Origin of the sequence: Microbacterium sp. 1.5R (assembly GCF_007667425.1) — a bacterium.
In the GTDB taxonomy this organism is placed as follows: Bacteria; Actinomycetota; Actinomycetes; order Actinomycetales; family Microbacteriaceae; genus Microbacterium.
Map to the genome: position 1 here is coordinate 29,358 of NZ_VDRC01000001.1, position 24,079 is coordinate 53,436.

The following is a 24,079-nucleotide window of genomic DNA, read 5'->3' on the forward strand; positions in this document are numbered from 1 at the left end:
GGAGGCACGAAAAAACCCCCGGAAAACCGGGGGTTTCAGTGTGCGCGATACTGGGATCGAACCAGTGACCTCTTCCGTGTCAGGGAAGCGCGCTACCGCTGCGCCAATCGCGCCCGTGTGGGCTATTCAGTTCTGAGAGGTGGCGACGGGATTCGAACCCGTGTAAACGGCTTTGCAGGCCGGTGCCTAGCCGCTCGGCCACGCCACCGTGTGGATTGACCCCACGTGCGTAAGGCCCTCCGAAGAAGGCCCCTGCACTCGAGCGGATGACGAGACTCGAACTCGCGACCCCAACCTTGGCAAGGTTGTGCGCTACCAACTGCGCTACATCCGCGTTGTCCCCGGTTTTCGTCCCGGGCACTTATGAAACATTAGCCGATGATGGGCCCGTGTCAAAACCGGTGCCGATTCTCGCGCGTGTCCCCCGGGGCGGTCATCGCGCACGGTGAGCGTCGGGTAGTATCGGTTGACGTACCCCACGGGTATGGGCGATTGGCGCAGTTGGTAGCGCGCTTCCTTCACACGGAAGAGGTCATCGGTTCGAGTCCGGTATCGCCCACAGATCGAAGCCCCGCAGCCGTCCGGCTGTCGGGGCTTCTTCGCTGTCCTCCGGCCGTCGACGCGATCACTACGATGCCTCGCCCGCGTGCGGCGGCCTCCCTGGGGCGGCCTCTCCTCGGCGCCCTGCGCCGGCTCGTCGCGCGCGCTCGCATTGTCCTCCCGCATTCCCGATCTGTGAAGGCCCTCAGTCGATCGCCGGGCCGGATTTCACGATTGCCGGGTCCGACCGAGGGTGGATCCTGACGGTTCCACCCGTGACCTCAGGGAGCAGAAATGGGTGTGAAGACAGCGGTCTCCGTGGCCGCAGCAGGCGTCGCCGCAGGGCTCGTCGCGCGAAAGCTCGTGCGCGAGCGGAAGGAGTCGGATGGCGACGGTCGCCATCCGGAGGGATGGAAAGCCGTGACCGTCATGGGCGACGCCGACGCCCTGCGCCGCGGGGACTACCCCGAGCCTCTGCGACGGATCGCGCACGTCCTCGACGTACGAGTGGACCCCGCGCCGGCGGACAAGGGGGTCGAGTTGCACGCCAGGGTGCGGCCGGATCTGCAGACGGCGGACGTCTTCGGCGACGAGAGTCCGGACCAGGCGCTCCGAGCGGCCCTGCGCGACGCGAAGCAGCTGATCGAGACGGGCGAGATCCTGCGCGCGACTCCTCGACCGCACGGCCACCGGTCCGTCTCGCTCTTCGGCGCCGCGGTCGACCGGGCAGAAGCCGATGCCAAGGGCCGAGGTGTGCTGTGAAAGCTCTCTGTTGGACCGGCGTGAATAAACTCGAAGTCGAGAGCGTCGACGACCCGAGCATCCTCAACGACCAGGACGTCATCGTCCGGGTGATCCTCACGACCTCGTGCGGCTCTGACCTGCACCTCCTGGGCGGATACGTGCCGACGATGCGCGCCGGCGATGTGCTCGGCCATGAGTTCATCGGCGAGGTGGTCGAGACCGGCTCCGCGGTGAAGAAGCACAAGGTCGGCGACAGGGTCGTGGTCTGCTCCTTCATCAGCTGTGGGAAGTGCTGGTACTGCCGTCACGAGCTGTACTCCCTGTGCGACAACGGCAACCCGAACGCCGGGATCCCCGAGATGCTGTGGGGCCAGGCGCCCGGAGGCTGCTACGGGTACTCCCACGCCCTCGGCGGTTGGGCGGGCAGCCACGCGGAGTTCATCCGGGTGCCCTACGCCGATCAGGGCGCTTTCCCTGTACCGGACGGCGTCAGCGACGAACGAGCCCTGTTCGCGTCCGACGCGGCTCCGACGGGCTGGATGGGGGCCGATCTCGGAGGGGTGAGCCCTGGGGACACCGTCGCGGTCTGGGGAGCGGGAGGGGTCGGCCAGATGGCCGCCCGCGCATCTCTGCTGCTCGGGGCCGAGCGGGTGATCGTGATCGACCGTTACCAGGAGCGCCTCACGCAGGTCGAACAGATCATCGGCGCCGAGACGATGAACTACGAGACCAGCGAGGTGGCGGCCGAGCTGCGTGAGCTCACGGGTGGTCGCGGACCGGACGTGTGCATCGAGGCCGTCGGGATGGAGGCTCACAGCGACCGCGTCGACTTCGCGTACGACCAGATCAAGCAACAGCTGCGACTGCAGACCGATCGACCGACCGCCGTGCGCGAGGCGATCTTCGCGGCACGCAAAGGCGGGAGCGTGTTCGTGCTCGGCGTCTTCGGAGGTGTCGTGGACAAGTTCCCCCTCGGCCCCTTCATGAACAAGGGGCTCACGCTCCGATCGGCTCAGCAGCACGGCCACCGCTACATCCCGATGCTGCTGGAGCGCATGGCCAAGGACGAGCTCACCACCGAGCACCTCGCCACGCACGTCATGCCCTTGACGGAGGCCCCGAACGGCTACGACATGTTCAAGAACAAGACGGACGGGTGCGTCCGCGCAGTCCTCCGCCCTGGTGCCTCCGAGACCGCACCCGCTGCGGAAGCGGGTGATGCCGCACTGCACGACCGCCCTTGAACTCGTCGAGCTCCTCCCCCACTGAAAGGAAAAGAAAATGAGAGCAGTCGTCTACGACGGCCCGCGCACCGTCAGCGTCACCGACGTGCCGGACGCCAGAATCGAACGACCAACGGATGTCCTCGTCCGCATCACCACGACGAACATCTGCGGATCCGATCTGCACATGTATGAAGGCAGAACGAGCTTCGAGACCGGCCGGTGGTTCGGACATGAAAATCTCGGCGAGGTCATCGAGGTCGGCAACGCCGTCGACAAGGTGAAGGTGGGCGATTGGGTCGCGCTCCCCTTCAACGTCGCGTGCGGACACTGCAAGAACTGCGAGAGGGGGCTGACGAACTACTGCCTGACCGCACAACCGGTACCGGAGTGGGCGGGGGCCGCCTACGGATTCGCCGACATGGGACCGTGGGCGGGTGGTCAAGCGGAGCTGCTGCGCGTCCCGTGGGGAGACTTCAACTGTCTGCGGCTCGGAGAGGATGCGCAGGAGAAGCAGAACGACTACGTCATGCTCGCCGACATCTTCCCTACCGGCTACCACGCGACCGAGCTCGCGAACGTCAAGCCGGGCGACCAGACCGTGATCTACGGAGCCGGACCGGTGGGCTTCATGGCCGCGTACTCCGCCATCCTGAAGGGCGCGGGCAAGGTCATGGTCGTCGACAGGCATCCCGATCGCCTGCGCATGATCGAGGAGATCGGCGCGATCCCGATCGACGATTCGGCGGTCGATCCCGTCGAAGCGGTGCTGGAGATGACGATGGGTCTCGGCGCCGACAACGGCTGCGAGGCCGTCGGTTACCAGGCGCACGATCCCTCCGGCGGCGAGGACCCGACGCTGACGCTGAACCGTCTCGTCAAATCGGTGCGGTTCACCGGCGAGATCGGCGTGGTCGGGGTCTTCGTCCCGCAGGACCCCGGCGCGCAGGACGAGCTGGCGAAGCAGGGCAAGATCGCCTTCGACTTCGGCGAGTTCTGGTTCCGTGGGCAGAAGCTGGGCAGCGGACAGTGCCCGGTCAAGCGGTACAACCGCCGGCTGCGCGACCTCATCGCCGGAGGCACTGCGACTCCGTCGCGCATCGTCAGCCATGAGCTCTCCCTCGAGGACGCGCCCGCTGCCTACGAGCACTTCGACAACCGGGACGACGGCTGGACGAAGGTCGTGCTGCACCCCGAGCTCGCGGCGAAGGAGTCCTGACATGGCCGGTGCACTGGACGGCCGACGTGTCGCGATCCTGGCGGCGGAAGGCGTCGAACGCGTCGAGCTCGAGCAGCCGAGGCGAGCTCTCGATGGTGCCGGCGCGACCACCGTCCTCCTGTCTCTCGGGACGGGGACGATCGCCGCTCGCGACCACGACCTGCAGGATGCCGGGGAGTTCACGGTCGACCGCAGCGTTCACGGTGCCACGCCCGAGGAGTTCGACGCCCTGCTGCTCCCCGGCGGAACCGTGAATCCGGACAAGCTGCGGATGGATGCCGAGGCGGTGGCCTTCGTGCGGGACTTCGTCGACTCCGGGAAGCCGGTGGCCTCGATCTGTCACGGACCATGGACGCTGCTGGAAGCTGATCGCGTCCGTGGGCGAAGGCTCACGTCCTGGCCGAGTGTGCGGACAGATCTGCGGAACGCCGGCGCAGAGGTCGTGGACGAGGAGGTCGTCACCGACGGCACCCTCACCACGAGCCGCTCCCCCGACGATCTCCCCGCCTTCTGCGACCGCATCGTGCAGGAGTTCGCGGGAGACCGGCGTCAGGACTGACCGTGAGCGGGGACGAAGAGGGTGGGACGACCGGTGAGAGCGGCGCACGCCGTGCGGCGCAGCGCGCCGGACGCACCGACCCGAGCAGGGCGGTCGGCTTCAGCGACGCGATCATCGCGATCGTCATCACCCTCCTCGTCCTCGACCTGCGTCCGCCGGATGCGGAACCGGGCGAGCTGCTGCCCGCACTCCTCGACGAGTGGCCGACCTATCTCGCGTATGCCGGTTCGTACGTCTACCTCGCCGTGATCTGGCTGAACCACAAGGCCGCCTTCCTGCGGATCCGCGAGATGGACAGGGGTCTGCAGTGGGCGAACCTCGGGCTTCTCGCGACACTCGCCCTGGTGCCGTGGCCGACCGCGGTCATCGCCGAGACGGCGCGAACGGGCAATTTGTCCGACGAACGGGTCGCCGTGGCGCTGTACGCGCTCGTGGGCGCTCTGCTGTGTGCGTCGTGGCTGGTGTTCTTCCATTACCTGGCGCAGCATCCGGAGCTCACGCGTGCAGACGTGGACGATACCTACTTCGCTCGCGAACGACCGCGCGCGCTCGTGGGTGTCGTCCTGTATCTCGTCGCCGGCGGTGTCGGCGTTCTCGTGCATCCGCTGATCGCGTCGGCGATCTTCCTGATACTCCCCGCCTTCTACGGCCTCACCAGTCACGGGCACGACCTCGTCGGACGGGCGCGTGATCGCCGCTGATCCCGCGCAGACCGCGGACGGATGAAGTCATCCTTCGGCCCTGGACGGCCGACAGCGTCATCGAGACAAGGCGGTCCCGCCGAACGGGGGCCGCCTCGCTGCCGACCGCAATGTCAGCGGTCGCGGTTACGGTCGGTCCATGCCGAGACTTTCTCTTCCCACCGCGTGCACGCTCTGCGGCCGCGGAGACGCCGAACGCGTCGACGGCGGACTCGTCTGCGGCTGGTGCGGATGGCGTTACGGCGATGCGCCGGACAGCGACCTCCCGCGGCCGGTGGTCGAGGTCGTGTACTACCTGCGCTACGACCGGCGGGTGAAGATCGGCACGAGCGGGCGTCCACGTCAGCGCCTGGCCGCTATCCGCCACGACGAGCTGCTCGCGTTCGAACCAGGCGGTCGCGCCGTCGAGCAGGCCAGGCACCGAGAATTCGCGGCGATCCGCGAAGGTGGCGAATGGTTCACGTTCACTGCAGAGCTCGAGCATCACGTCTTCGCGCTCCGCACGACCCGCGACCCCTGGCAGCTGTACGCGCGGTGGGTCTCGGCCGCCACGCACAGATGAGGGCCCGCAGGGAACGGACCGATCGTCCCTGCGAGCCCTCGGTCTCTGGGGTCAGGCGCGAGCGGCCTTGACCTTCGCGGGCTGCGGCTGCGAGAACAGCACCACGATGATGACGGCGACGCCGACGACGACGTGCGGGAGCCACACGTTCGGGGCCTCGTTCGCGAATCCGAAGATCCAGGGCGAGAGGGCCAGGAAGAGGCTGGCGACGATGTCGAACACGAGGTGCACCGGCATCGGGATGAAGCCGAAGGGGCCCCACTCGTACTTCGTGAAGAGGCTGTAGACGATCAGGCCGACGCCGAGCACGATCGGGATGATGACCGCGGGGCCGCCGACGCCGGCGAATCCGAACAGCCACGGAGCCGCGATGAGTGCGACGCCGACGACGTAGTCGAGGATCCCGTGGACTTTGGTGGGAATGAAACGCATGATTCCTCCTTGGTGGCGCCGCGTCCTGCGGCTCACTGATGGTTCGCCGCACGCCGAGAAACGGATTGGGAGAGATTTCTCGTACCCTCGTCGGATGACGTCCACCCGTCGTTCCGCGTGCACGGTCGCCGCACTGCGCCTCTCCGTCGGCGCGGGTGCGGTGGCGATCCTCAGCTGGACGTACGTGATCGGCATCCCCCGCAGCGGAGCGAGTCCCTTCGACTACTTCGGATACTTCACGAACCTCACGACGCTCATCACATCGACGCTCCTCATCGCCGTCGGCCTGATCGTCCTGCGCGGTCGGAGCGCCCCCGTGTGGCTCTCGACAGCCCGCGGTGTCGCCGTCGCCTGCATGGTCGTGGTCGGTCTCGTCTACAACCTGCTCGTGCCCGGCACGGGGTCCGCCCCCGCGTGGGTGAGCACGATTCTGCACACGATCCTCCCGGTGCTGCTGGTGCTGGACTGGACGATGGTCGACGATCGTCCGACTCTTCCATGGCAGCGGTTGTGGCTCGTGCTCCCCTACCCGCTGCTGTGGCTCGCCGTCGTGCTGGTGCGAGGTGTCACGGACGGCTGGGTCCCCTACGGCTTCCTGCTCCCTGAGCGCGGGGTGCCCTCGCTCGTCGCGCACGTCGCAGGACTTGTCGTCGCGCTGCTCTGCGCCGGCGCAGCGGTGTGGCTGCTCAGCCGCGTGCGATCGTCAGGTCGTCGAAGCGCGCGAGGCGGACGAGGAACCGCGCGGGTTCACCCGGCCGACCACCCGTAGCGCCGGGACAGGGCGACCGCGACGCGGCTGTATCGCGCCCTGTCGAGCACCGCCGCTTCGCGACGCAGTCCCGTCTCGTGCACGCTGTAGAGCTGCTCGATATCGACCCACGACTCGCGCCCCTGGGAGTCCCAGGACCCCGAGCCGATCGACAGATAGTCGCGATCCCCGTCGTGCGGACGACTCGTCATCCGCACCGCGAAGACCCGCTCAGCGGACTGCCGCCCGATCACGAGGACGGGCCGGTCCTTCCCTCGTCCGTCGTTCTCCTCGTAGGGGACCCAGGTCCAGATGATCTCCCCGGCGTCCGGCGCGCCGTCCCGATCGGGCGCGAAGCCGATGCGCAGGTCGTCGACGCGCGCGGGGTCGACCCGCAGGGTCGCGGCGCCGGCGACCTGCCCCTCTCGTCCGACGCGGCTCGCCGCCTCCGTCTCCGCGGAACTCCGGACACGCGCGACAGGGCCTCTCGGACTCGTCGTCCGAGAGGCCCTGTCCGATCCGAATGCGCGGATGAGGATCTGCGAGAGTGCCTTCAGGATGCCGTTGCCGTTGCCCACACGGTCACCCTATGGCAGGTCACGCGTCAGCGAGCGCGTAGCCCTCCTCGCCGTGGACGACCTGGTCGACACCGGCGATCTCGTCTTCGTTCGTGACCCGGAAGCCGATCGTCTTCTGGATGGCGAAGCCGATGATGAACGCGACGACGAAGGAGTAGATCAGCACACCGGCTGCAGCGATGACCTGGACGGCGAGCTGGCGGGCGTCGCCGCCGACGAAGAGACCGGTGTCGGTGGCGAAGAAGCCGAGGTAGATGGTGCCGATGAGACCGCCGACGAGGTGGATGCCGACCACGTCGAGCGAGTCGTCGAAGCCGAGGCGGAACTTGAGTTCGATGGCCAGGGCGCAGACGATACCGGCGACGGCTCCGAGAAGCAGTGCCCACCCGGGGGTCAGGTTGGCGCAGGCGGGGGTGATCGCGACCAGACCGGCGACCGCTCCGGAGGCCGCGCCGACGGAGGTCGGCTTGCCGTCCTTGATCTTCTCGATGAGGATCCAGCCGAGGATCGCGGCCGCCGTGGCGCCGAGGGTGTTGAGGCCGATGAGTCCGACACCGCCCATGTCCTCGGCGAGCCACTCCGCTCCGGCGTTGAAGCCGAACCAGCCGAACCACAGCAGCGCGGCGCCGAGAAGCGTCAGCGGCACGTTGTGCGGCTTCAGGATGCCCTTCTGGAAGCCGATGCGCTTGCCGAGCACGAGCGCGAGAGCGAGCGCCGCAGCACCCGCGTTGATGTGCACCGCGGTTCCACCGGCGTAGTCGATGACGCCGATCCCGCTGTCCTCGCCGAAGAGCGTGGTGCCGAGGTTCATGATCCAGCCGCCGCCCCAGACCCAGGCAGCCACCGGGAAGTAGCCGACGGTGGCGAACACACCGGCGAAGATCAGCCAGCTGCCGAACTTCGCGCGGTCGGCGATGGCACCGGAGATGAGGGCGACCGTGATGATCGCGAACGTCGCACCGTAGGCGACCCCGAGCAGAGCGACGTTCGAGCCCTCGCCCGACGCGAGGCTCGAGAGGCCGAAGTCGGCGAACGGATTGCCCGCGAATGCCATGGGGTTGTCGACGGCGCTCATCGAGAAGCCGAAGAGGATCCAGAGCACTGCGACGAGACCGATGGAGCCGAAGCTCATCATCATCATGCTGACGACGCTCTTGGCTTTGACGAGGCCGCCGTAGAAGAAGGCGACGCCGGGCGTCATGAGCAGGACGAGGGCGGTCGCGGTGATCGCCCAGGAGATGTTGCCTGGAGCATCCATGAAGAACCTCACATTCGGGTGACTGAGAGCTTCAGTGTGACGACGCCCGATTTCGGGAAGGCGCGAGGCATGTTGCGGGGACGTTACAGCAGCACCCGTTATGTGAACATCGCGTTACGCGCGGCTGCGATCCGCGTGCGTGAGCGCATTCAGCCGCGACACGGCGCGAAGGTACTTCTTGCGATAGCCGCCACCGAGCATCTCGTCGGAGAAGACGCCGTCGAGGCTCGCTCCCGTCGCGACGATCGGGATCTGCGCGTCGTACACGCGGTCGACGAACGCGACGAAGCGCAGCGCCTCCGACTGATCCGTGAGCACCCGCACATCGCGGAGACCGACGAGGTCGAGTCCGGTGATGAGGCGGATGTACCGCGAGGGATGCACGCGCGCGAGATGACGGATCACGTCGTCGAAGGAGTCGTCGGATGCCGTGCCGCCTGCGGCCACCGCCTCGACGGCGGCCGAGTACTCATCCGCTGCACTGACGACGGCGTGGCCGTCGAGCGCCCGCTGTCGGAAGTCGACACCGTCGATGCGGAGCGTCTGGAAGCTGTCGGACATCGCGTGGATCTCGCGCAGGAAGTCCTGCGCGGCGAACCGGCCCTCGCCGAGCGCGTTCGGCGGGGTGTTGGAGGTGGCCGCGAGCCGCGTGCCCGTCGGCACGAGTTCGCCGAGCAGGCGGGTCATGACCATGGTGTCGCCCGGGTCGTCGAGCTCGAACTCGTCGATGCACAACAGGTCGGCGCCCTTGAGCAGATCGACGGTGTTCTTGTAGCCGAGGGCGCCGACGAGCGCGGTGTACTCGATGAAGGATCCGAAGTACTTCCGGCGGGCGGGCATCGCGTGATAGATCGAGGCGAGCAGGTGGGTCTTCCCGACACCGAACCCACCGTCGAGGTAGACGCCCGGCTTCATCGCCGGCTCCTTCTTGGCACGGCTGAACAGACCGCCCCGCTTGACCGCACCGCCTCCGCGACCGGCGAAGCGGATGAGGATGTCCTTGGTCTCCTCCTGCGACGGGTACTCGGGATCCGCCCGATAGCTGTCGAAGGTCGCACCGTCGAACTGCGGCGGCGGCACGAGGCTCGCGAGCATCTCAGGGCCGGTGACTGTCGGCTCGCGGTCGCTGAGGTGCACGATGCCCGTGCGGGTGGGCGTGTCGGTCATCACGGTCCTGGATCGGGTGCGCGCCTGTGTCGAAGTCTTACGAATCGGGTCCGGAGTGCACGGCGTGGATCTATCGTCGAAGTGTCGGCTCCACATTACGCCGTCAGCACCCGCCCCCACGCCGCTCATCGACTGAGGAGATCCCTGTGGCCATCGAGTTCGACACATCATCGTCCAAGTTCGCCGAGTACGCCGAGCCCGGCCGCCTCGTCACCACCGAATGGCTGGCGGAGCGCCTCGGCTCGCCCGGCCTGGTCGTGGTCGAGTCCGATGAGGACGTTCTGCTCTACGAGACCGGACACATCCCCGGTGCGGTCAAGGTCGATTGGCACACCGAACTCAACGACCCCGTCGTGCGCGACTACGTCGACGGCGAGGGCTTCGCCGCGCTGCTCAGCCGCAAGGGCATCTCTCGCGATGACACGGTCGTGATCTACGGCGACAAGAACAACTGGTGGGCCGCCTACGCCCTCTGGGTGTTCTCGCTGTTCGGGCACGAGGACGTCCGGCTGCTCGACGGCGGACGCGATCGCTGGATCGCCGAGGGCCGGGAGATCACCCGGGATGCTCCGTCGATCACCCCCACCGAGTACCCGGTCGTCGAGCGCGACGACTCCGGCATCCGCGCGTACAAGGAGGACGTGCTCGCGCACATCGGCAAGCCGCTGATCGACGTCCGCTCCCCCGAGGAGTACAGCGGAGAGCGCACGACCGCGCCCGCGTACCCCGAGGAGGGCACGCTGCGGGCGGGGCACATCCCCACCGCGCAGAGCGTTCCGTGGGCGAAGGCGGTCGCCGAGGACGGCGGCTTCAAGTCCCGCGCCGAGCTCGACGCGATCTACCGCGAAGGCGCCGGTCTGACGGACGGCGACGAGGTCGTCGCGTACTGCCGCATCGGGGAGCGCTCGAGCCACACGTGGTTCGTGCTGAAGCACCTGCTCGGCTTCGAGGACGTCCGCAACTATGACGGATCCTGGACGGAGTGGGGCAGCGCGGTGCGGGTTCCGATCGTGACGGGTTCGGAGCCGGGCGACGCCTGACGTGTGAGAATCTCAGGGATGAGTACGAACGAAGTCCCTGACGTCCTCGCCGAGATCCGCGACGGCTTCCTCGAGACCCCCGAGGCCGATCGACTGCTGCTCCTGCTGGAGTACGCCGACGAGCTGCCCGAGGTCTCGGAGGAGGTCGCCGATCACCCCGAGATGTGCGAGCGCGTGGCGGAATGCCAGTCACCGGTCTACATCTACGTCGAGGTGGAGGACGATGTCGTCACGATGCACGCCACTGCACCACCCGAAGCTCCGACCACACGGGGTTTCGCCAGCATCCTCGTCCAGGGCATCACCGGCCTGAGCGCCGACGAGGTGCTGGCGATCCCGGACGACTATCCGCAGTCGATCGGGCTGACGAAGGCGGTGTCACCCCTGCGGATCGGGGGCATGACCGGCATGCTCATGCGCGCGAAGAAGCAGGTCAGGCAGAAGCGCTGAATCCCTGCGCCCGCGTCCACTCGGTGATCGCATCGCTCCACCCGACCTGGTCGTAGTTCCAGAGCTTGGTGTGCCTGGCCACGGAGAAGGGCGGCATCGTCACCAGATCGGGCCGCGCCTCGTGCAGCGCGTGCGACGCATCGGCTGGGACGAACCCGTCATCGTCGCTGTGCAGGATCAGGATGGGAACGGCGAGCTCCTCCGCGCGAGCGACCATGTCGAGTCGGTCGAACGGGATCGCATCCTCCGCTCCGCTGAGGCGGGCGGTCAGCGGCACCGACAGCGCCCCCATCGCGAGATCGGGCAGAGGCGCGCGGATGCCGAGCTCCCGCGCCTGGTAGCGCAGGACGGTGCGCCAGTCGATGACGGGGGACTCCAGGATGAGCCCCGCTATACGGTCGCGGTTCCCGGAGCTCACCGCCGTCTGCAGCGCGACGGCTCCACCCATGGACCACCCCATGAGGATGACGCGCTCGGCACCGTGGCGCAGCGCGTAGGACACCGCCGCGTCCACATCGCGCCACTCCGCCGCCCCGAGGGCGTACGCCCCACTGCGGCTGCGCGGAGCCTCGCCGTCGTTCCGATACGAGACCACCAGGTTCGGGAAGCCGGCGGCGTGCAGCACGGGGACGGCTCGGAGGCATTCTGCGCGCGTCACTCCGCGGCCGTGCACCTGGATGACCCAGGTCGACGACGACGCCGGGAACAGCCAGGCCGGACAGGGGCCGGCCGGCGAGCCGATGAGGACGTTCTCCCACGGGAGGTGCAACTCGCTGGGCGCGGAGTAGTACCAGCCGCTGAATCCCGCCTGTCGATCGAGGCGGGCACCCGGTTCGATCTTCGTGAGCAGTTTGCGCCGCACGGTCTTCGCATCGGCGCTGAGCACCGCGCCGAGCTTGACGTACCCCGCCGTACCCGAGGTGAACAGGCCGTAGCGGCCCGGCAGCTCCGTATCGGGGGTGCGCACGAGTTCGATCGTCTGCGCGCCGGTGTCGACGGCGATGATCTCGGTGTCCGACGGACGTCTGCCAGGCATCACCACCCGACGCGCCACGCCCAGGACGAGCAGCGCCGCGGCCGCTCCGAGGGCGGCCACCGCGGGGACAAGGAGCGCAACGGCGTGCCTGAGACTCTTCATCGCTTCCTGACTCTAGCCTGACACCGTGACCGCTCACCCCGATGCCGGGACGATCTTCGACGCCGCCGTAGCCGAACTGCGCGAGACGTCGTTCCGCGGCGACATCACCGTCCGCGAGATCGCCGCGCCTCAGGGCCTGGCTCCATTCGCCATCGCGCTCGCCGCAGACGTGCGCCCGGGCGACGATGGCGACTCGATCTACGGCACCGGTCGGTTCGTGCTGCTGCACGACCCGGAGGCCCCGAGTGCGTGGGGAGGCAGCTGGCGGATCGTGATCTTCGCCCAAGCTCCGCTCGAGACCGAGATCGGCACCGATCCCCTCCTCGCGGACGTGACGTGGTCGTGGCTGGTCGATGCTCTCGACTCCCGGGGCGCGGTCTCGCATTCCGCGTCCGGCACATCGACCAAGACGCTCTCGAAGGGGTTCGGCGGCCTGGCCGCGGAGGGTGACGGCGCACAGATAGAATTGAGGGCGTCCTGGACCCCCGACGGCCCGTTCCGACCGCACGTCGAAGCATGGGCCGAACTGGTCGGGATGCTGGCGGGCCTTCCGCCGGGCTCAGAGGGCATCGCCGTGATCGGCGCTCGAAAGGCAGCACGTGACTGAATACCCCGTGATCTCCGATGTCTCGAAGTTCCAGGCGGCATGCGCCGCGCTCGCGGCGGGCGAAGGTCCCGTCGCCGTCGACGTCGAGCGAGCGTCCGGCTTCCGCTACTCGCAGCGCGCATACCTCGTGCAGGTCTTCCGTCGAGGCGCCGGAGTCTTCCTCTTCGATCCCCCGGCGCTCGGCGACTTCGCGCCGCTGCAGTCGGCGATCGGCGATGTCGAGTGGGTTTTCCACGCGGCGAGTCAGGACCTGCCCTCTCTGCGCGAGCTCCGGCTCGAGCCGCCGTCGATCTTCGACACCGAGTTGGCTGCTCGCCTGCTCGGGCACGAGCGCGTCGGCCTCGGAGCCGTGGTGGAGAGCACGCTGGGGATCACGCTCAAGAAGGAGCATTCCGCCGCCGACTGGTCGACGCGCCCATTGCCTGCCTCGTGGCTCGAATACGCCGCCCTCGACGTGCTGCACCTCATCGATGTCCGCGAGGAGCTGCAGCGGCAGCTCGACGAGCAGGACAAGTCGACTTTCGCCGATGAGGAGTTCGCGGCCACCCTCTCACGCCGTCCCAAGCCGCCGCGCGAGGACCCGTGGCGGCGCCTGAGCGGTCTGCACCAGGTGCGCGGAGCACGCAACCTCGCTGTCGCGAAGTCGCTGTGGCAGGCCCGCGAGGCATACGCGCAGGAGCAGGACGTGTCGCCTGGACGCCTCGTGCCCGATCGCTCTCTGATCGCCGCGGTGCTCGCGAATCCTCAGAGCAAGCAGGCGCTCGCCGGCATCAAGGAATTCCAGGGCCGGGCCAGCCGGACGCAGCTGGATCGCTGGTGGCAGGCCATGGTCGACGGACGGACGACGGAGGAGCTGCCGCGGGAGCGGGTGCCGAGCGATGCCCTTCCTCCGCCCCGGGCCTGGGCAGATCGTAATCCCGAGGCGGATGCCCGCCTGAAGGCGGCTCGCCCCGTGGTCGAGGCGGTTGCCGAGGAGCTCGCGATGCCGACCGAGAACCTGCTCACGCCGGACTATCTGCGCCGCATCTCTTGGGATGTGCCGGGGACGACACCGGATGCCGTCGCTGCGGCTCTGGAGACCCTCGGGGCACGCCCGTGGCAGATTGCACAGACCGCACAGAAGATCGCCGCCGCCTTTGTAGATGCTGGGCAATCGCCCGACGAGGCGTCCGCGCCCGCTTCGTAGGTTCGACCCAACCGATTCCTCCCGGTTTCCGGCCGTTCATAGACTGAGGCCACCGCACAAACTTGGAGGCAGAGTGGCCGAGATCTCGGACGTCTTCTTCGTCGATGGAGTGCGCACCCCCTTCGGGCGCGCCGGCGAAAAGGGCATGTACTGGAACACCCGCGCAGATGACCTCGCCGTGAAGGCGACGATCGGCTTGATGGAGCGCAACGCCGCCGTCCCCGCCGACCGGATCGACGATGTCGCGATCGCGGCGACGAGTCAGACCGGCGATCAGGGCCTCACCCTGGGCCGTTCGGTCGCGATCCTCGCCGGCCTCCCCCAGACGGTGCCCGGTCTTGCCGTCGAGCGCATGTGCGCCGGCGCCATGACGAGCGTCACGACGATGGGCGCCTCCATCGGCGTCGGCATGTACGACCTCGCTCTCGCCGGCGGCGTGGAGCACATGGGACATCACCCCATCGGCGGCAATGCCGACCCGAACCCGCGCTTCGTGGCGGAGAAGATGGTCGACCCCGGCGCGCTCAACATGGGCGTCACCGCGGAGCGCATCTTCGACCGCTTCCCCCACCTGACCAAGGAGCGCTCCGACCGCTTCGGCATGCTCAGCCAGCACAAGGTGCAGGCTGCCTACGACGCCGGAAAGATCCAGCCGGACCTCGTGCCCGTCGCGATCAAGGATGCCGACGGGGCCTGGGGCCTCGCGACGGAGGACGAGGGCCGTCGCCCGCAGACCACCATGGAAGACCTCGCGAGCCTGAAGACGCCGTTCCGTCCGCACGGCCGCGTCACCGCAGGCACCTCGTCTCCGCTCACGGACGGCGCCACGATGTCGCTGCTCGCCGGAGGCGGCGCCGTCAAGGAGCTCGGTCTCGCACCGAAGATGCGCATGGTGTCGTTCGCCTTCGCGGGTGTGCAGCCTGAGATCATGGGCATCGGTCCGATCCCGTCGACCGAGAAGGCCCTGAAGAAGGCCGGTCTCACCATCGCTGATATCGGTCTCTTCGAACTCAACGAGGCGTTCGCCATCCAGGTCATCTCGCTGCTCGACCACTTCGACATCGCCGACGACGACCCTCGGGTGAATCAGTGGGGCGGCGCGATCGCGGTCGGACACCCGCTCGCGGCCTCCGGGGTCCGCCTGATGATTCAGCTCGCGGCGCAGTTCGCGGAGCGCCCGGACGTACGGTACGGCCTGACCGCCATGTGCGTCGGCCTCGGCCAGGGCGGCTCGGTCATCTGGGAGAACCCGCACTACGACGGCAAGAAGAGGAAGTAATCCGCGATGGCCACTACGGTTTCCGACCAGTATGCGAAGATCGACTTCTCCCCCATCCAGGCCCTCACCGAGGGCGAGGTGATCACGCAGTCGCCCGTGCGCGACATCCGCCTCCCCTCCGGCAAGGTGCTGGCGCTCATCACGCTCGACAACGGCCGCGACCACACGCGGCCGAACACCCTCGGCCCGGCGACGCTGACGCAACTCGGCGAGACTCTCGACGGTCTTGCGGCTCGCGCTGCAGCCGGGGAGATTCAGGCGGTGGGCATCACGGGCAAGCAGTACATCCTCGCCGCCGGTGCCGACCTCTCGGACATCAGCAAGGTCGGCTCTCGCGACAACGCGCGGATGATCGCCCAGCTCGGTCACAAGGTCCTGGGCAAGTTCGGTGAGCTCGGCGTGCCCTCGTTCGCTTTCGTGAACGGCCTCGCTCTCGGCGGCGGGCTCGAGATCGCACTGAACTCGACGTATCGCACGGTCGACGCGTCGGCCGCGGCCATCGCGCTGCCCGAGGTGTTCCTCGGCATCATCCCCGGCTGGGGCGGTGCCTACCTGCTGCCGAACCTCATCGGCATCGAGAACGCGCTCGAGGTCGTCATCTCGAACCCGCTCAAGCAGAACCGCATGCTCAAGCCGCAGCAGGCGTTCGACCTCGGGATCATGGACGCGATCTTCCCGGCGGCGAACTACCTCGAGAACTCGCTCCTCTGGGCCGACGCCGTCCTCGGCGGCAAGAAGGTCGAGCGCAAGAACGAGCCGGGCAAGATCGAGCGTCTCACCAAGTGGCCCATCGCGATCAAGATGGCCCGCGGCATGCTCGAGTCGAAGATCGGCACCGTTCCGAAGTCGCCGTACGCCGCACTCGACCTCCTCGACAAGGCGAAGAGCGGCACGAAGGCAGAGGGTTTCGCCCGCGAGGACGAAGCCCTCGCCGAGCTCGTCACCGGCGACCAGTTCGCCGCATCCATGTACGCGTTCGACCTGGTCCAGAAGCGCGCGAAGCGTCCCGTCGGCGCGCCGGACAAGGCGCTCGCGAAGAAGGTCGCGAAGGTCGGCATCATCGGCGCCGGCCTGATGGCCAGCCAGTTCGCCCTGCTCTTCGTGCGCAAGCTGCAGGTGCCCGTCCTCATCACCGACCTCGACCAGGCACGCGTCGACAAGGGCGTCGCCTACATCCATGAGGAGATCGGCAAGCTCGAGGCGAAGGGGCGTCTCGACGGCGACACGGCCAACAAGCTGCGTGCGCTCGTCACGGGCACCACCGACAAGAGCCTGTACGCCGACTGCGACTTCGTGATCGAGGCCGTGTTCGAGGAGGTCGGGGTCAAGCAGCAGGTGTTCGGCGAGATCGAGAAGATCATCGCCGAGGACGCGATCCTCGCCACCAACACCTCGTCGCTGTCGGTGGAGGAGATCGGCGCGAAGCTCGCCCACCCCGAGCGATTGGTCGGCTTCCACTTCTTCAACCCCGTCGCTGTCATGCCACTGGTCGAGATCGTGAAGACGCCGACGACGGCGGAGGCGGCCCTCTCGACGGCCTTCGTCGTGGCAAGGAATCTGGGCAAGAACGCGGTCCTGACCGCCGACGCCCCGGGGTTCGTCGTCAACCGGATCCTGGCGAAGGTCATGGGCGAGGCCGCACGCGCGGTCTACGAGGGCACTCCGGTCACCGACGTCGAGAAGGCGTTCGCGCCGCTCGGGCTCCCCATGGGACCGTTCCAGCTCATCGACCTCGTCGGCTGGAAGGTCGCCGCGCACGTGCAGGACACCATGGCGCACGCGTTCCCCGATCGCTTCTACGCGAACGAGAACTTCCACGCTCTCGCCGAGCTGGACGCGGTGGTGGAGAAGGACAAGGGCGGTCGCGTCACGGGGTGGACCAAGCAGGCGGAGAAGATCCTCAAGCCTGCCGTGGGAAAGACGCCCGCGTCCGCGGCCGAGATCCTGCAGCGAGTGCAGGACGGACTCGCCGATGAGATCAAGCGCATGCTGGACGAGGGCGTCGTGCCCGAGGTCGAGGACATCGACCTGTGCCTCATCCTCGGCGCCGGGTGGCCGTTCATCGACGGAGGCGCCTCGCCGTACCTCGACCGCGAGGGTGCATCGGAGCGCGCCTTCGGCGGATCGTTCCACACGCCGCAGATCCGCGGCATCGAGAACCGCTGAGAGACGCAGCGAGACGCCCCATCCGACGCACGACGTCGGGTGGGGCGTTTCGTCTCGGTCGCTGAGCGAGCGCAGTCCCCCGGTCGCTGAACGAGCGCAGCGAGACGAAACGCGTCTCACCGTTCGGAACGCTGCGCCGGCCGTGCATCCGACTCGCCGTTCCGCGGCCAGTACGACAGCGCACGCTCGGCGAGCGCCGTGATCGTGAGCGAGGGGTTCACGCCGGGATTCGCGGGCACAGCTGCTCCGTCCACGACGTGCAGATCCGGATGGCCCCACACGCGGTGGTACCGGTCCACGACGCCGTCCGCGGGCGAGCCGGAGATCACCGCGCCACCGAGGAAGTGCGCGGTGAGCGGGATGCCGAACACCTCGGGCCACGAGCCGCGCGCTTCGGTGGAGACTCCGCCGTCGCGCTGCATCCGTCGTGCGATCGCCTCCGCCGCGCGGTGCGCCTGCGGCAGGTGGCTGGGATTGGGCTCGCCGTGGCCCTGGGCGCTCGTGAGAACCGACCGGCCGAGACACCGACGCAGCGACAGGGTGAGCGAGTTGTCGGCCGTCTGCATGACGAGCGCGATGATGCCGCGCTCGCTCCAGCGTCGGAGCGAGCCGAGCCGCAGCTGCCGGACGGGCGCACGAACCGCGCGGGCGAGGAGCGTGCCGACCCGCCGCACGAGGGTCACGTCGCCGGGGATCATGATCGACGCGAGCGCGCCCATGAGGTTCGACCCGGGTCCGTAGCGGACGTTCTCGACGTGCGTGCGCTCGTCGACATGGAACGAGGTCGTGATGGCAACGCCACGGGCGAGCTCCAGGCTTTCGGGCACGCGGGTCGCGACGGCTCCGTCGAGCGCCTCCGAGTTCGTGCGGGTCAGCCGTCCGACCGCATCCGAGACGTGCGGCAGCGCGCCGCCCTGCTTCATGCGGTGCAGGAGCTGCTGGGTCCCCCACGTCCCCGCCGCGAGGACGACCTGACGCGCGCGCACGGTGCGTCGTCCGCGACGGATCCAGGCGCCGCTGCGCTGCGTCGTGACGGTGAAGCCGCCCCCGTCGAGCGCGCGCACCTCCACGACCGTGCGGAGCGGCTCGATCACGGCACCGCGCCGCTCGGCCAGCGCGAGGTAGTTCTTCATGAGCGTGTTCTTGGCTCCCACGCGGCATCCGACCATGCAGTTGCCGCACAGCGTGCAGCCTGTGCGCTCGGGCCCCTCGCCCCCGAAGAACGGGTCGGCGATGCGCTCCCCCGGCTTCCCGAACCAGACGCCGACCGGCGCCCTGCGGAACGTGTCGGCCACCCCGAGGTCCTCTGCGGCGCCCGCCATGATCCGCTCCACCGGGCCCGTGTGCGGATACTGCTCGACGACGCCGAGCATCCGCTTCGCTGTGGCGTAGTGCGGCGCCAGCTCCGTCTCCCACTCGGCGAGATCCCGCCACTGCCGATCCGTGAAGAACGGCGTTCCGGGCTGGTACAGCGTGTTGGCGTAGTTGAGCGATCCCCCGCCCACGCCTGCGCCGGCGAGGATCATGACGTGCGGCAGACGGTGGATGCGCTGCACCCCGAAGCATCCAAGCATCGGCGCCCACAGGTATCGGCGCACATCCCAGCTGGTCTTCGCGAAGTCCTCGTCCGCGAAGCGCCGTCCGGCCTCGTACACACGGACGCGGTAGCCCTTCTCGACCAGTCGCAGCGCGGCGACGGAGCCGCCGAACCCCGAGCCGACGATCACGACGTCCTCGTCGAAGCCCCTGTCGTCCGCCCCGGCCCGATCAGTCATCGGCGCGCTCCTTCGACGCGGGAGAATCCGGAGGCGTGAAGATCGTGAGGGCGCGCGGACGCAGCGTGATCGTGCACTCGTGCTCGCCCACACGCTCGCCGTCGGCGTAGACGACGAGGCCCGGCGCTCTGACGGACACGGAGCGCGCGCGGCGGTGACTGACCTCGGGTCGAGCGAGGTGCGTGCCCCGCAGCAGCAGCGGGAAGAGCCGCAGCAGCCGAAGGCGTCCGAGCGGCTCGACCTCGACGAGATCCAGCATGCCGTCCGTCGCGTCCGCGCCGACGCACACCGGCATCCCTCCCCCGTAGCTCGCGGTGTTGCCGACTGCGATGAGCGTGCCGGGTCGCCGTTCGTCCGCGCCCCCGTCGACGGCGACGACGAAACGCAGCGGTCGCAGCCGCACGAGCTCGATCACGAGCGCGAGGTAGTACCGCAGTGCGCCGTGCGGCCAGCGGAGGATGTTGGTGCGCTCGCTGACCCTCGCGTCGAAACCCAATGCGGCGATCGTGAGGAACGGGGCGGTGCCGTTCCCGGAGCGCACCTCGCCGACGTCGATCGTGCGCGGAGTCCCGTCGAACACCAGATCGACGGCCGCGGACGGGTCGTGCCGTGGGAGGTGGAGCGCCCTCGCGAGGTCATTCCCGGTCCCCGCTGGCACCAGCGCCACCGGCAGCGCCGCGGCGACCAGATCGTCGATGATGCCGGAGAGCGTGCCGTCGCCGCCGACCACGACGATCGCGGCCGGTCTCGCAGCGATCGCCCGCGCGACGAGCTCTTTCGTCTCGACCGCAGTGGCGCCCGAGTACACGCGCACCTCGGCCCCGCGCTCCGTAAGGCGATCGAGGGCGGCATCGGCGGCGGCCCGCCCTCGCCCCTTGCCCGCGAAGGGATTCGTCAGCACGGCGATGTGGGCATCCATCAGGGCGTCCGCTCGGCGGGGATCAGGGCTCCGGGGTTCAGGATGCCGGCGGGGTCGAGCTCGCGCTTGATCGCCCGCAGGATGCGGACTCCGGTGGAGCCGATCTCGCTCTCGAGCCACGGCGCGTGGTCGCGACCGACGGCATGATGATGGCTGATCGTCCCGCCGGTCGCGATGATCACGTCGTTCGTCCGGGCCTTGACCGCCGACCATACCGACAGGGGCTCGGCGCGGATGCCGGCGAGCACCGTGAAGTACAGCGAGGCGCCGGTCGGGTAGACGTGCGACACGTGGCACATGACGTAGCTCCGCGCGCCGGACGCGGCGAAGCCGTCGCGCAGGGCGCTGTCGACCGCCGACTTGAGTGCCTCGAGGTTCGACCAGGTCGTCGCGGTCTCGAGGGTCTCGCAGAACACCCCCGCGTCCAGAAGCGCATCGCGCAGGTAGGGGCCGTCGAATCGTCCAGCGATCCAGTCCTCCGCGGCGCTCTCCCCCGCCGATGCGCCGCCGGACGCCCGCAGCAGCTCGCTCACACGCGCGCGTCTCTCAGCGATCCCGTCGCCTTCGTAGACCGTGACCGCGCTCGCACCCTTCGCGAGAGCTCTGCCGATGCGACCGACCTGCGCCAGGCTCACGGCGGTCTCGGACTCATCCGAGAGACGGATCACCGTGGGCCCGCCCCCGCCCTGCGCGACGCGGCGCAGCCCCTCGGCGCCGCGGGCGAAGTCCGGGAACGTCCAGGATTCGACCACCCGCTCGCGAGGGATCGGATGCACGCGCACACGCACCTCCGTGATCACCCCGAACGCGCCCTCGGACCCCAGGAGCACCCGGATGAGATCGGGTCCGGCGGCGGAGCCCGGCGACCGGCCGAGGTCGAGGTCTCCGGTCGGCGTCGCGACGCGGATCCCGGTGACCATGGTGTCGAACCGCCCGTTGCCCGCGGAGTTCTGGCCCGACGACCGCGCTGCTGCGAACCCTCCGATCGTCGCGTACCGGAAGCTCTGCGGGTAGTGGCCGAGTTCGTAGCCGTGAGCGGCGAGCTGCGCCTCGGCATGCGGCCCGGTCGTGCCGGCCGCTATGACGGCCTCCCCGCTGACGTCGTCGACGCGCAGGACGCCGGTGAGGCGACGCATGTCGAGGCTGACGACCGCGTGGTGCTCGCTCCGCTGGGGATCGAGGGCGCCGACGACGCTCGTTCCGCCGCCGAACGGGATCACGGCGATGCCGCGTTCACCGGCCACGCGCAGACACGCGGTGACCTCGTCATGGGATGCCGGATGCACGACGCCGTCGGGTCCGGTCTGCTCCCGCGCGCGCAGGCGCAGGAGGTCCGGCGTGGAACGCCCACCGGAGTGACGCACGCGCGCATCGTGGGACGTCGACACGTGCTCCGCGCCGACGATCGTCGCGAAGGCCTCGATGTCGTCGGCGTCGAGCGCTGACGGGCTGAGGACGACCGCCTCGAGCGGGACAGCGGGCTCAGGCTTGCGGGTCCGACCAAGGAGCAGCGGCAGCAGGGTGCGGACGGCGAGCGGGAGGTCCTTCGCCTTCGCGGGATCTCCCCAGCCGTTCCAGCGCATCGCCGAGTTCTCGGCCGCACTGCCGTTCCCTTGAGTCATGCGTTACAGTGTGACACATCATGGAAGAACGTCAAACGGTCATCGCATCTCCCGACGGCAGCACGCCCTCGGATGAGCTGCCGGTGTGGGACGCGACGCAGACGCGCATCCTCGACGCGGCCGACGAGCTCATCCTGCGACGGGGCGTGCACGGCGTGACGATCGCCGAGCTGGCGCGCCGCGCCGGTCACAGTCGCCCGACGATTTACCGCAGCTGGAGCGACGCCGACGATGTCGTGCGCGGTGCGCTGCTGCGCCGGGTCGCGGGGATCGTCGCGGAGTTCCCGGAGGCCTCGCCCTCCCGCGTCTCCCTCGTCGACGATGTCCTGCGATTCTCGACGCTGTTCCGCAGCGACCCCGTCTTCGGGCGCCTGCTCGACGAGGAGCCGGAGGCGTTCACGCGGTACACGCTGCAGCGAGTGGGCTTGAGCCAGCGCCTCATCCTCGCCTGGCTCGCCCGCGCGATCGGCGCGGCTCAGGACCACGGCGACGTGCGTCGTGACGACCCTGCGGAGATGGCCGTGATGCTGCTCCTCCTCGCCCAGTCTGCCGTGCTCTCGCACGGCACGGTCTCGGACCTCGTCTCGGAGAGCGCCTGGGAGCGGGAGCTGCGCGCCGCGCTGGACGGACTCCTGCGACCATGACCAGCGGCTCTCCCGACCTCAATGCCGCGCGTCGGGCCGTGGATCTCGACCGAGCCGCGGACGAGACCACCGATGTGCTCGTGGTCGGCGGTGGTATCACCGGAGCCGGCGTCGCGCTGGACGCAGCCTCTCGCGGACTCGCCGTCACTCTGATCGAGGCACACGACCTCGCGTTCGGCACGAGCCGCTTCAGCTCCAAACTCGTGCACGGCGGGTTGCGGTACCTGGCGACGGGCGACGTCGCGACCGCGCGGGAGAGCGCGGTCGAGCGACACCTTCTCATGACGAACATCGCCCCGCATCTGATCCGCCCGCTCGGCCAGCTGCTGCCCTTCACACCCGGCGTGACTGCGCGGCAGCGGGGAACCGGGACGGTCGGCATGGCGCTCGGCGATCTGCTGCGGATGCGGGCCGGCACGTCTCGTCGCACCCTGCCCGCGCCGCGTCCCGTCAGCGCGCGCACGGCCAGGGCCCTCGTCCCCGCGCTCGCGACACGGGGTCTGCGCGGGGGCATGCTCTCGTTCGACGGACAGCTCGTCGACGACGCGAGACTCGTCGCGACCGTCGCCCGCACGGCGGCCGCGCACGGGGCCCGTGTGCTCACCCGAGTTCGGGCGCTCGCCCTACGCGCCGACGGAGCCTCGGTCGAGGACGCGCTGACCGGATCCCGCGTCGAGCTGCGGGCCCGTGCGGTGATCAACGCGACCGGCGCCTGGTCGGGCACGCTCGACGACGGCATCACCATCCGACCGAGCCGCGGCACGCACATCGTGCTGGATGCGCGCGACCTCGGCGATCCGTCGACGGCGCTGACGATCCCGCACGAGCGTTCGATCAGCCGGTTCGTGTTCGCGCTGCCGCAGCACGACGGACGCATGATCGTCGGACTCACGGACGAGGACGCCCCCGGCCCCGTCCCGGAGGTCGCCGCACCCACCGAGCCGGAGATCGGCTTCCTTCTCGACACCCTCAATCGCGTGCTCGGGGAGCCGGTCACCCGCGACCGCGTACTCGGGGCGTTCGCCGGACTGCGTCCCCTCGTCGACACCGGAGCCGACTCCACCGCCGACATCTCTCGTCGTCACCTCGTCACGGCATCCGCCGGCGGGTTCGTCGACGTGCTCGGGGGCAAGCTCACGACATACCGACGCATGGCGGAGGACGCCGTCGACCTCGCTCTGGCTCTCCGCGGCCTGCCTGCGAGAGCGAGCCGCACGGCGACGCTGCGCCTCGTCGATCGCACGGTGCCGCGGAGCGACGCCGATCCGGCGGCATCCGCTCCCCTCGTCGACGGTGTCGCGCTCACGCGCGCCGGCGTCGAGTACGCGGTGCGCGTCGAGGGCGCGATGTCGGCGGCGGACGTACTCGACCGCCGGACCCGAGTGGGACTGGTGGATGCTGAGAGGGCTCGCGTTCTCTCCTTCGTCGACCTGGTCGTGGCAGAGACGCTGGCTGCCCTCGACTGACGTCGATGCTCGGCGGCGAGGGGATGTCGGGTCTGTTCATGACCGACACGTCGAGC

Annotated in this window: 23 protein-coding genes and 4 tRNA genes; 16 read left to right on the forward strand and 11 right to left on the reverse strand. The window is 69.0% G+C overall.

Translation table 11 applies throughout. The features are described from left to right. Window positions 1-41 precede the first annotated feature (41 nt). The 3 genes from FSY98_RS00150 to FSY98_RS00160 form a co-directional block, all read right to left on the reverse strand. Window positions 42-113, reverse strand: a tRNA-Val gene (locus tag FSY98_RS00150). A 24-nt stretch (window positions 114-137) separates the two neighbouring features. Then, a tRNA-Cys gene (locus FSY98_RS00155) sits at window positions 138-208 on the reverse strand. A 53-nt stretch (window positions 209-261) separates the two neighbouring features. Then, window positions 262-334 (reverse strand) — tRNA-Gly (locus tag FSY98_RS00160). Between the two features lie 152 nt (window positions 335-486). Here FSY98_RS00160 and FSY98_RS00165 point away from each other — a divergent pair. From FSY98_RS00165 to FSY98_RS00195, 7 genes are all read left to right on the forward strand, one after another. Further along, window positions 487-559, forward strand: a tRNA-Val gene (locus FSY98_RS00165). A gap of 275 nt (window positions 560-834) precedes the next feature. Then, window positions 835-1,302, forward strand: coding sequence for a hypothetical protein (locus FSY98_RS00170; protein ID WP_144872467.1), 468 nt, complete (start codon window positions 835-837; stop codon window positions 1,300-1,302). A gap of 20 nt (window positions 1,303-1,322) precedes the next feature. Beyond that, a complete protein-coding gene (locus FSY98_RS00175; RefSeq protein ID WP_396652307.1) occupies window positions 1,323-2,528 on the forward strand; it encodes a zinc-dependent alcohol dehydrogenase in 1,206 nt (401 codons plus the stop codon). A 37-nt stretch (window positions 2,529-2,565) separates the two neighbouring features. Continuing rightward, complete coding sequence (locus FSY98_RS00180; protein ID WP_144872474.1) at window positions 2,566-3,726, forward strand: glutathione-independent formaldehyde dehydrogenase; 1,161 nt, start codon at window positions 2,566-2,568, stop codon at window positions 3,724-3,726. A 1-nt stretch (window position 3,727) separates the two neighbouring features. Continuing rightward, entirely contained in the window at window positions 3,728-4,285 is a 558-nt protein-coding gene (locus FSY98_RS00185; RefSeq protein WP_144872476.1) for a type 1 glutamine amidotransferase domain-containing protein, read from the forward strand. A gap of 2 nt (window positions 4,286-4,287) precedes the next feature. Further along, a complete protein-coding gene (locus tag FSY98_RS00190; RefSeq protein ID WP_144872479.1) occupies window positions 4,288-4,986 on the forward strand; it encodes a TMEM175 family protein in 699 nt (232 codons plus the stop codon). 139 nt (window positions 4,987-5,125) lie between these two features. Continuing rightward, window positions 5,126-5,548 carry a GIY-YIG nuclease family protein gene (locus FSY98_RS00195; RefSeq protein WP_144872482.1) on the forward strand — a complete coding sequence of 141 codons (423 nt, stop codon included), beginning with the start codon at window positions 5,126-5,128 and terminating at the stop codon, window positions 5,546-5,548. 51 nt (window positions 5,549-5,599) lie between these two features. Here the strand turns inward: FSY98_RS00195 and FSY98_RS00200 are convergent, their stop codons facing one another. Beyond that, window positions 5,600-5,980 carry an SPW repeat protein gene (locus tag FSY98_RS00200; RefSeq protein ID WP_144872485.1) on the reverse strand — a complete coding sequence of 127 codons (381 nt, stop codon included), beginning with the start codon at window positions 5,978-5,980 and terminating at the stop codon, window positions 5,600-5,602. Window positions 5,981-6,074: 94 nt separating this feature from the next. Here FSY98_RS00200 and FSY98_RS00205 point away from each other — a divergent pair, with 94 nt between their 5' ends. Beyond that, window positions 6,075-6,749, forward strand: a complete 675-nt coding sequence (locus FSY98_RS00205; RefSeq protein ID WP_144872488.1) for a Pr6Pr family membrane protein — start codon at window positions 6,075-6,077, stop codon at window positions 6,747-6,749. Here FSY98_RS00205 and FSY98_RS00210 read toward each other — a convergent pair. The 3 genes from FSY98_RS00210 to zapE all read right to left on the reverse strand — a co-directional run bounded on the left by FSY98_RS00210 (window position 6,728) and on the right by zapE (window position 9,731). After that, window positions 6,728-7,306, reverse strand: coding sequence for a type II toxin-antitoxin system PemK/MazF family toxin (locus FSY98_RS00210; protein WP_144872490.1), 579 nt, complete (start codon window positions 7,304-7,306; stop codon window positions 6,728-6,730). The two genes, FSY98_RS00205 and FSY98_RS00210, sit on opposite strands and share 22 nt — an antisense overlap. A 19-nt stretch (window positions 7,307-7,325) precedes the next feature. Further along, window positions 7,326-8,564: an ammonium transporter gene (locus FSY98_RS00215; protein WP_144872493.1), complete on the reverse strand. Its 1,239-nt coding sequence runs from the start codon at window positions 8,562-8,564 to the stop codon at window positions 7,326-7,328. 114 nt (window positions 8,565-8,678) lie between these two features. Next, window positions 8,679-9,731, reverse strand: coding sequence for a cell division protein ZapE (zapE, locus tag FSY98_RS00220; protein WP_144872494.1), 1,053 nt, complete (start codon window positions 9,729-9,731; stop codon window positions 8,679-8,681). Between the two features lie 146 nt (window positions 9,732-9,877). Between zapE and FSY98_RS00225 the strand changes: the two genes are divergently transcribed. Both FSY98_RS00225 and FSY98_RS00230 read left to right on the forward strand, forming a co-directional pair. Further along, window positions 9,878-10,771, forward strand: a complete 894-nt coding sequence (locus FSY98_RS00225; RefSeq protein WP_144872496.1) for a sulfurtransferase — start codon at window positions 9,878-9,880, stop codon at window positions 10,769-10,771. Window positions 10,772-10,789: 18 nt separating this feature from the next. Continuing rightward, window positions 10,790-11,221: a SufE family protein gene (locus tag FSY98_RS00230; protein ID WP_144872498.1), complete on the forward strand. Its 432-nt coding sequence runs from the start codon at window positions 10,790-10,792 to the stop codon at window positions 11,219-11,221. Here FSY98_RS00230 and FSY98_RS00235 read toward each other — a convergent pair. Continuing rightward, window positions 11,205-12,359, reverse strand: a complete 1,155-nt coding sequence (locus FSY98_RS00235; RefSeq protein ID WP_144872499.1) for an alpha/beta hydrolase — start codon at window positions 12,357-12,359, stop codon at window positions 11,205-11,207. The genes FSY98_RS00230 and FSY98_RS00235 overlap by 17 nt on opposite strands. Before the next feature lie 25 nt (window positions 12,360-12,384). Here FSY98_RS00235 and FSY98_RS00240 point away from each other — a divergent pair, with 25 nt between their 5' ends. The 4 genes from FSY98_RS00240 (at window position 12,385) to FSY98_RS00255 (ending at window position 17,597) form a co-directional block, all read left to right on the forward strand. Further along, window positions 12,385-12,966 (forward strand): DUF3000 domain-containing protein, encoded by a 582-nt coding sequence (locus tag FSY98_RS00240; protein ID WP_144872501.1) that lies wholly within the window; start codon window positions 12,385-12,387, stop codon window positions 12,964-12,966. Next, window positions 12,959-14,152 (forward strand): HRDC domain-containing protein, encoded by a 1,194-nt coding sequence (locus tag FSY98_RS00245; protein ID WP_144872504.1) that lies wholly within the window; start codon window positions 12,959-12,961, stop codon window positions 14,150-14,152. The genes FSY98_RS00240 and FSY98_RS00245 overlap by 8 nt, the downstream gene beginning before the upstream one ends. 73 nt (window positions 14,153-14,225) lie before the next feature. Further along, the gene (locus FSY98_RS00250) at window positions 14,226-15,431 is read left to right on the forward strand and encodes a thiolase family protein (protein WP_144872507.1); all 1,206 of its coding nucleotides are present in this window, start codon (window positions 14,226-14,228) and stop codon (window positions 15,429-15,431) included. A 6-nt stretch (window positions 15,432-15,437) separates the two neighbouring features. Further along, window positions 15,438-17,597 (forward strand): 3-hydroxyacyl-CoA dehydrogenase NAD-binding domain-containing protein, encoded by a 2,160-nt coding sequence (locus FSY98_RS00255; RefSeq protein WP_144872510.1) that lies wholly within the window; start codon window positions 15,438-15,440, stop codon window positions 17,595-17,597. 116 nt (window positions 17,598-17,713) lie between these two features. Here FSY98_RS00255 and FSY98_RS00260 read toward each other — a convergent pair whose 3' ends face one another. The 3 genes from FSY98_RS00260 to FSY98_RS16875 are packed head-to-tail and all read right to left on the reverse strand — an operon-like array spanning window position 17,714 to window position 21,913. After that, window positions 17,714-19,372 carry a GMC oxidoreductase gene (locus tag FSY98_RS00260; RefSeq protein ID WP_144872513.1) on the reverse strand — a complete coding sequence of 553 codons (1,659 nt, stop codon included), beginning with the start codon at window positions 19,370-19,372 and terminating at the stop codon, window positions 17,714-17,716. After that, complete coding sequence (locus FSY98_RS00265) at window positions 19,365-20,291, reverse strand: YegS/Rv2252/BmrU family lipid kinase (protein ID WP_260857184.1); 927 nt, start codon at window positions 20,289-20,291, stop codon at window positions 19,365-19,367. The genes FSY98_RS00260 and FSY98_RS00265 overlap by 8 nt, the downstream gene beginning before the upstream one ends. Then, window positions 20,291-21,913, reverse strand: a complete 1,623-nt coding sequence (locus FSY98_RS16875) for an FAD-binding oxidoreductase (RefSeq protein WP_144872519.1) — start codon at window positions 21,911-21,913, stop codon at window positions 20,291-20,293. The genes FSY98_RS00265 and FSY98_RS16875 overlap by 1 nt, the downstream gene beginning before the upstream one ends. 20 nt (window positions 21,914-21,933) lie before the next feature. Between FSY98_RS16875 and FSY98_RS00275 the strand changes: the two genes are divergently transcribed. Both FSY98_RS00275 and FSY98_RS00280 read left to right on the forward strand, forming a co-directional pair. Beyond that, window positions 21,934-22,557: a TetR/AcrR family transcriptional regulator gene (locus FSY98_RS00275; protein WP_144872523.1), complete on the forward strand. Its 624-nt coding sequence runs from the start codon at window positions 21,934-21,936 to the stop codon at window positions 22,555-22,557. Next, a complete protein-coding gene (locus tag FSY98_RS00280; protein ID WP_144872526.1) occupies window positions 22,554-24,023 on the forward strand; it encodes a glycerol-3-phosphate dehydrogenase/oxidase in 1,470 nt (489 codons plus the stop codon). Before FSY98_RS00275 ends, FSY98_RS00280 begins: the two co-directional genes overlap by 4 nt. The last annotated feature ends 56 nt before the right edge of the window (window positions 24,024-24,079 follow it).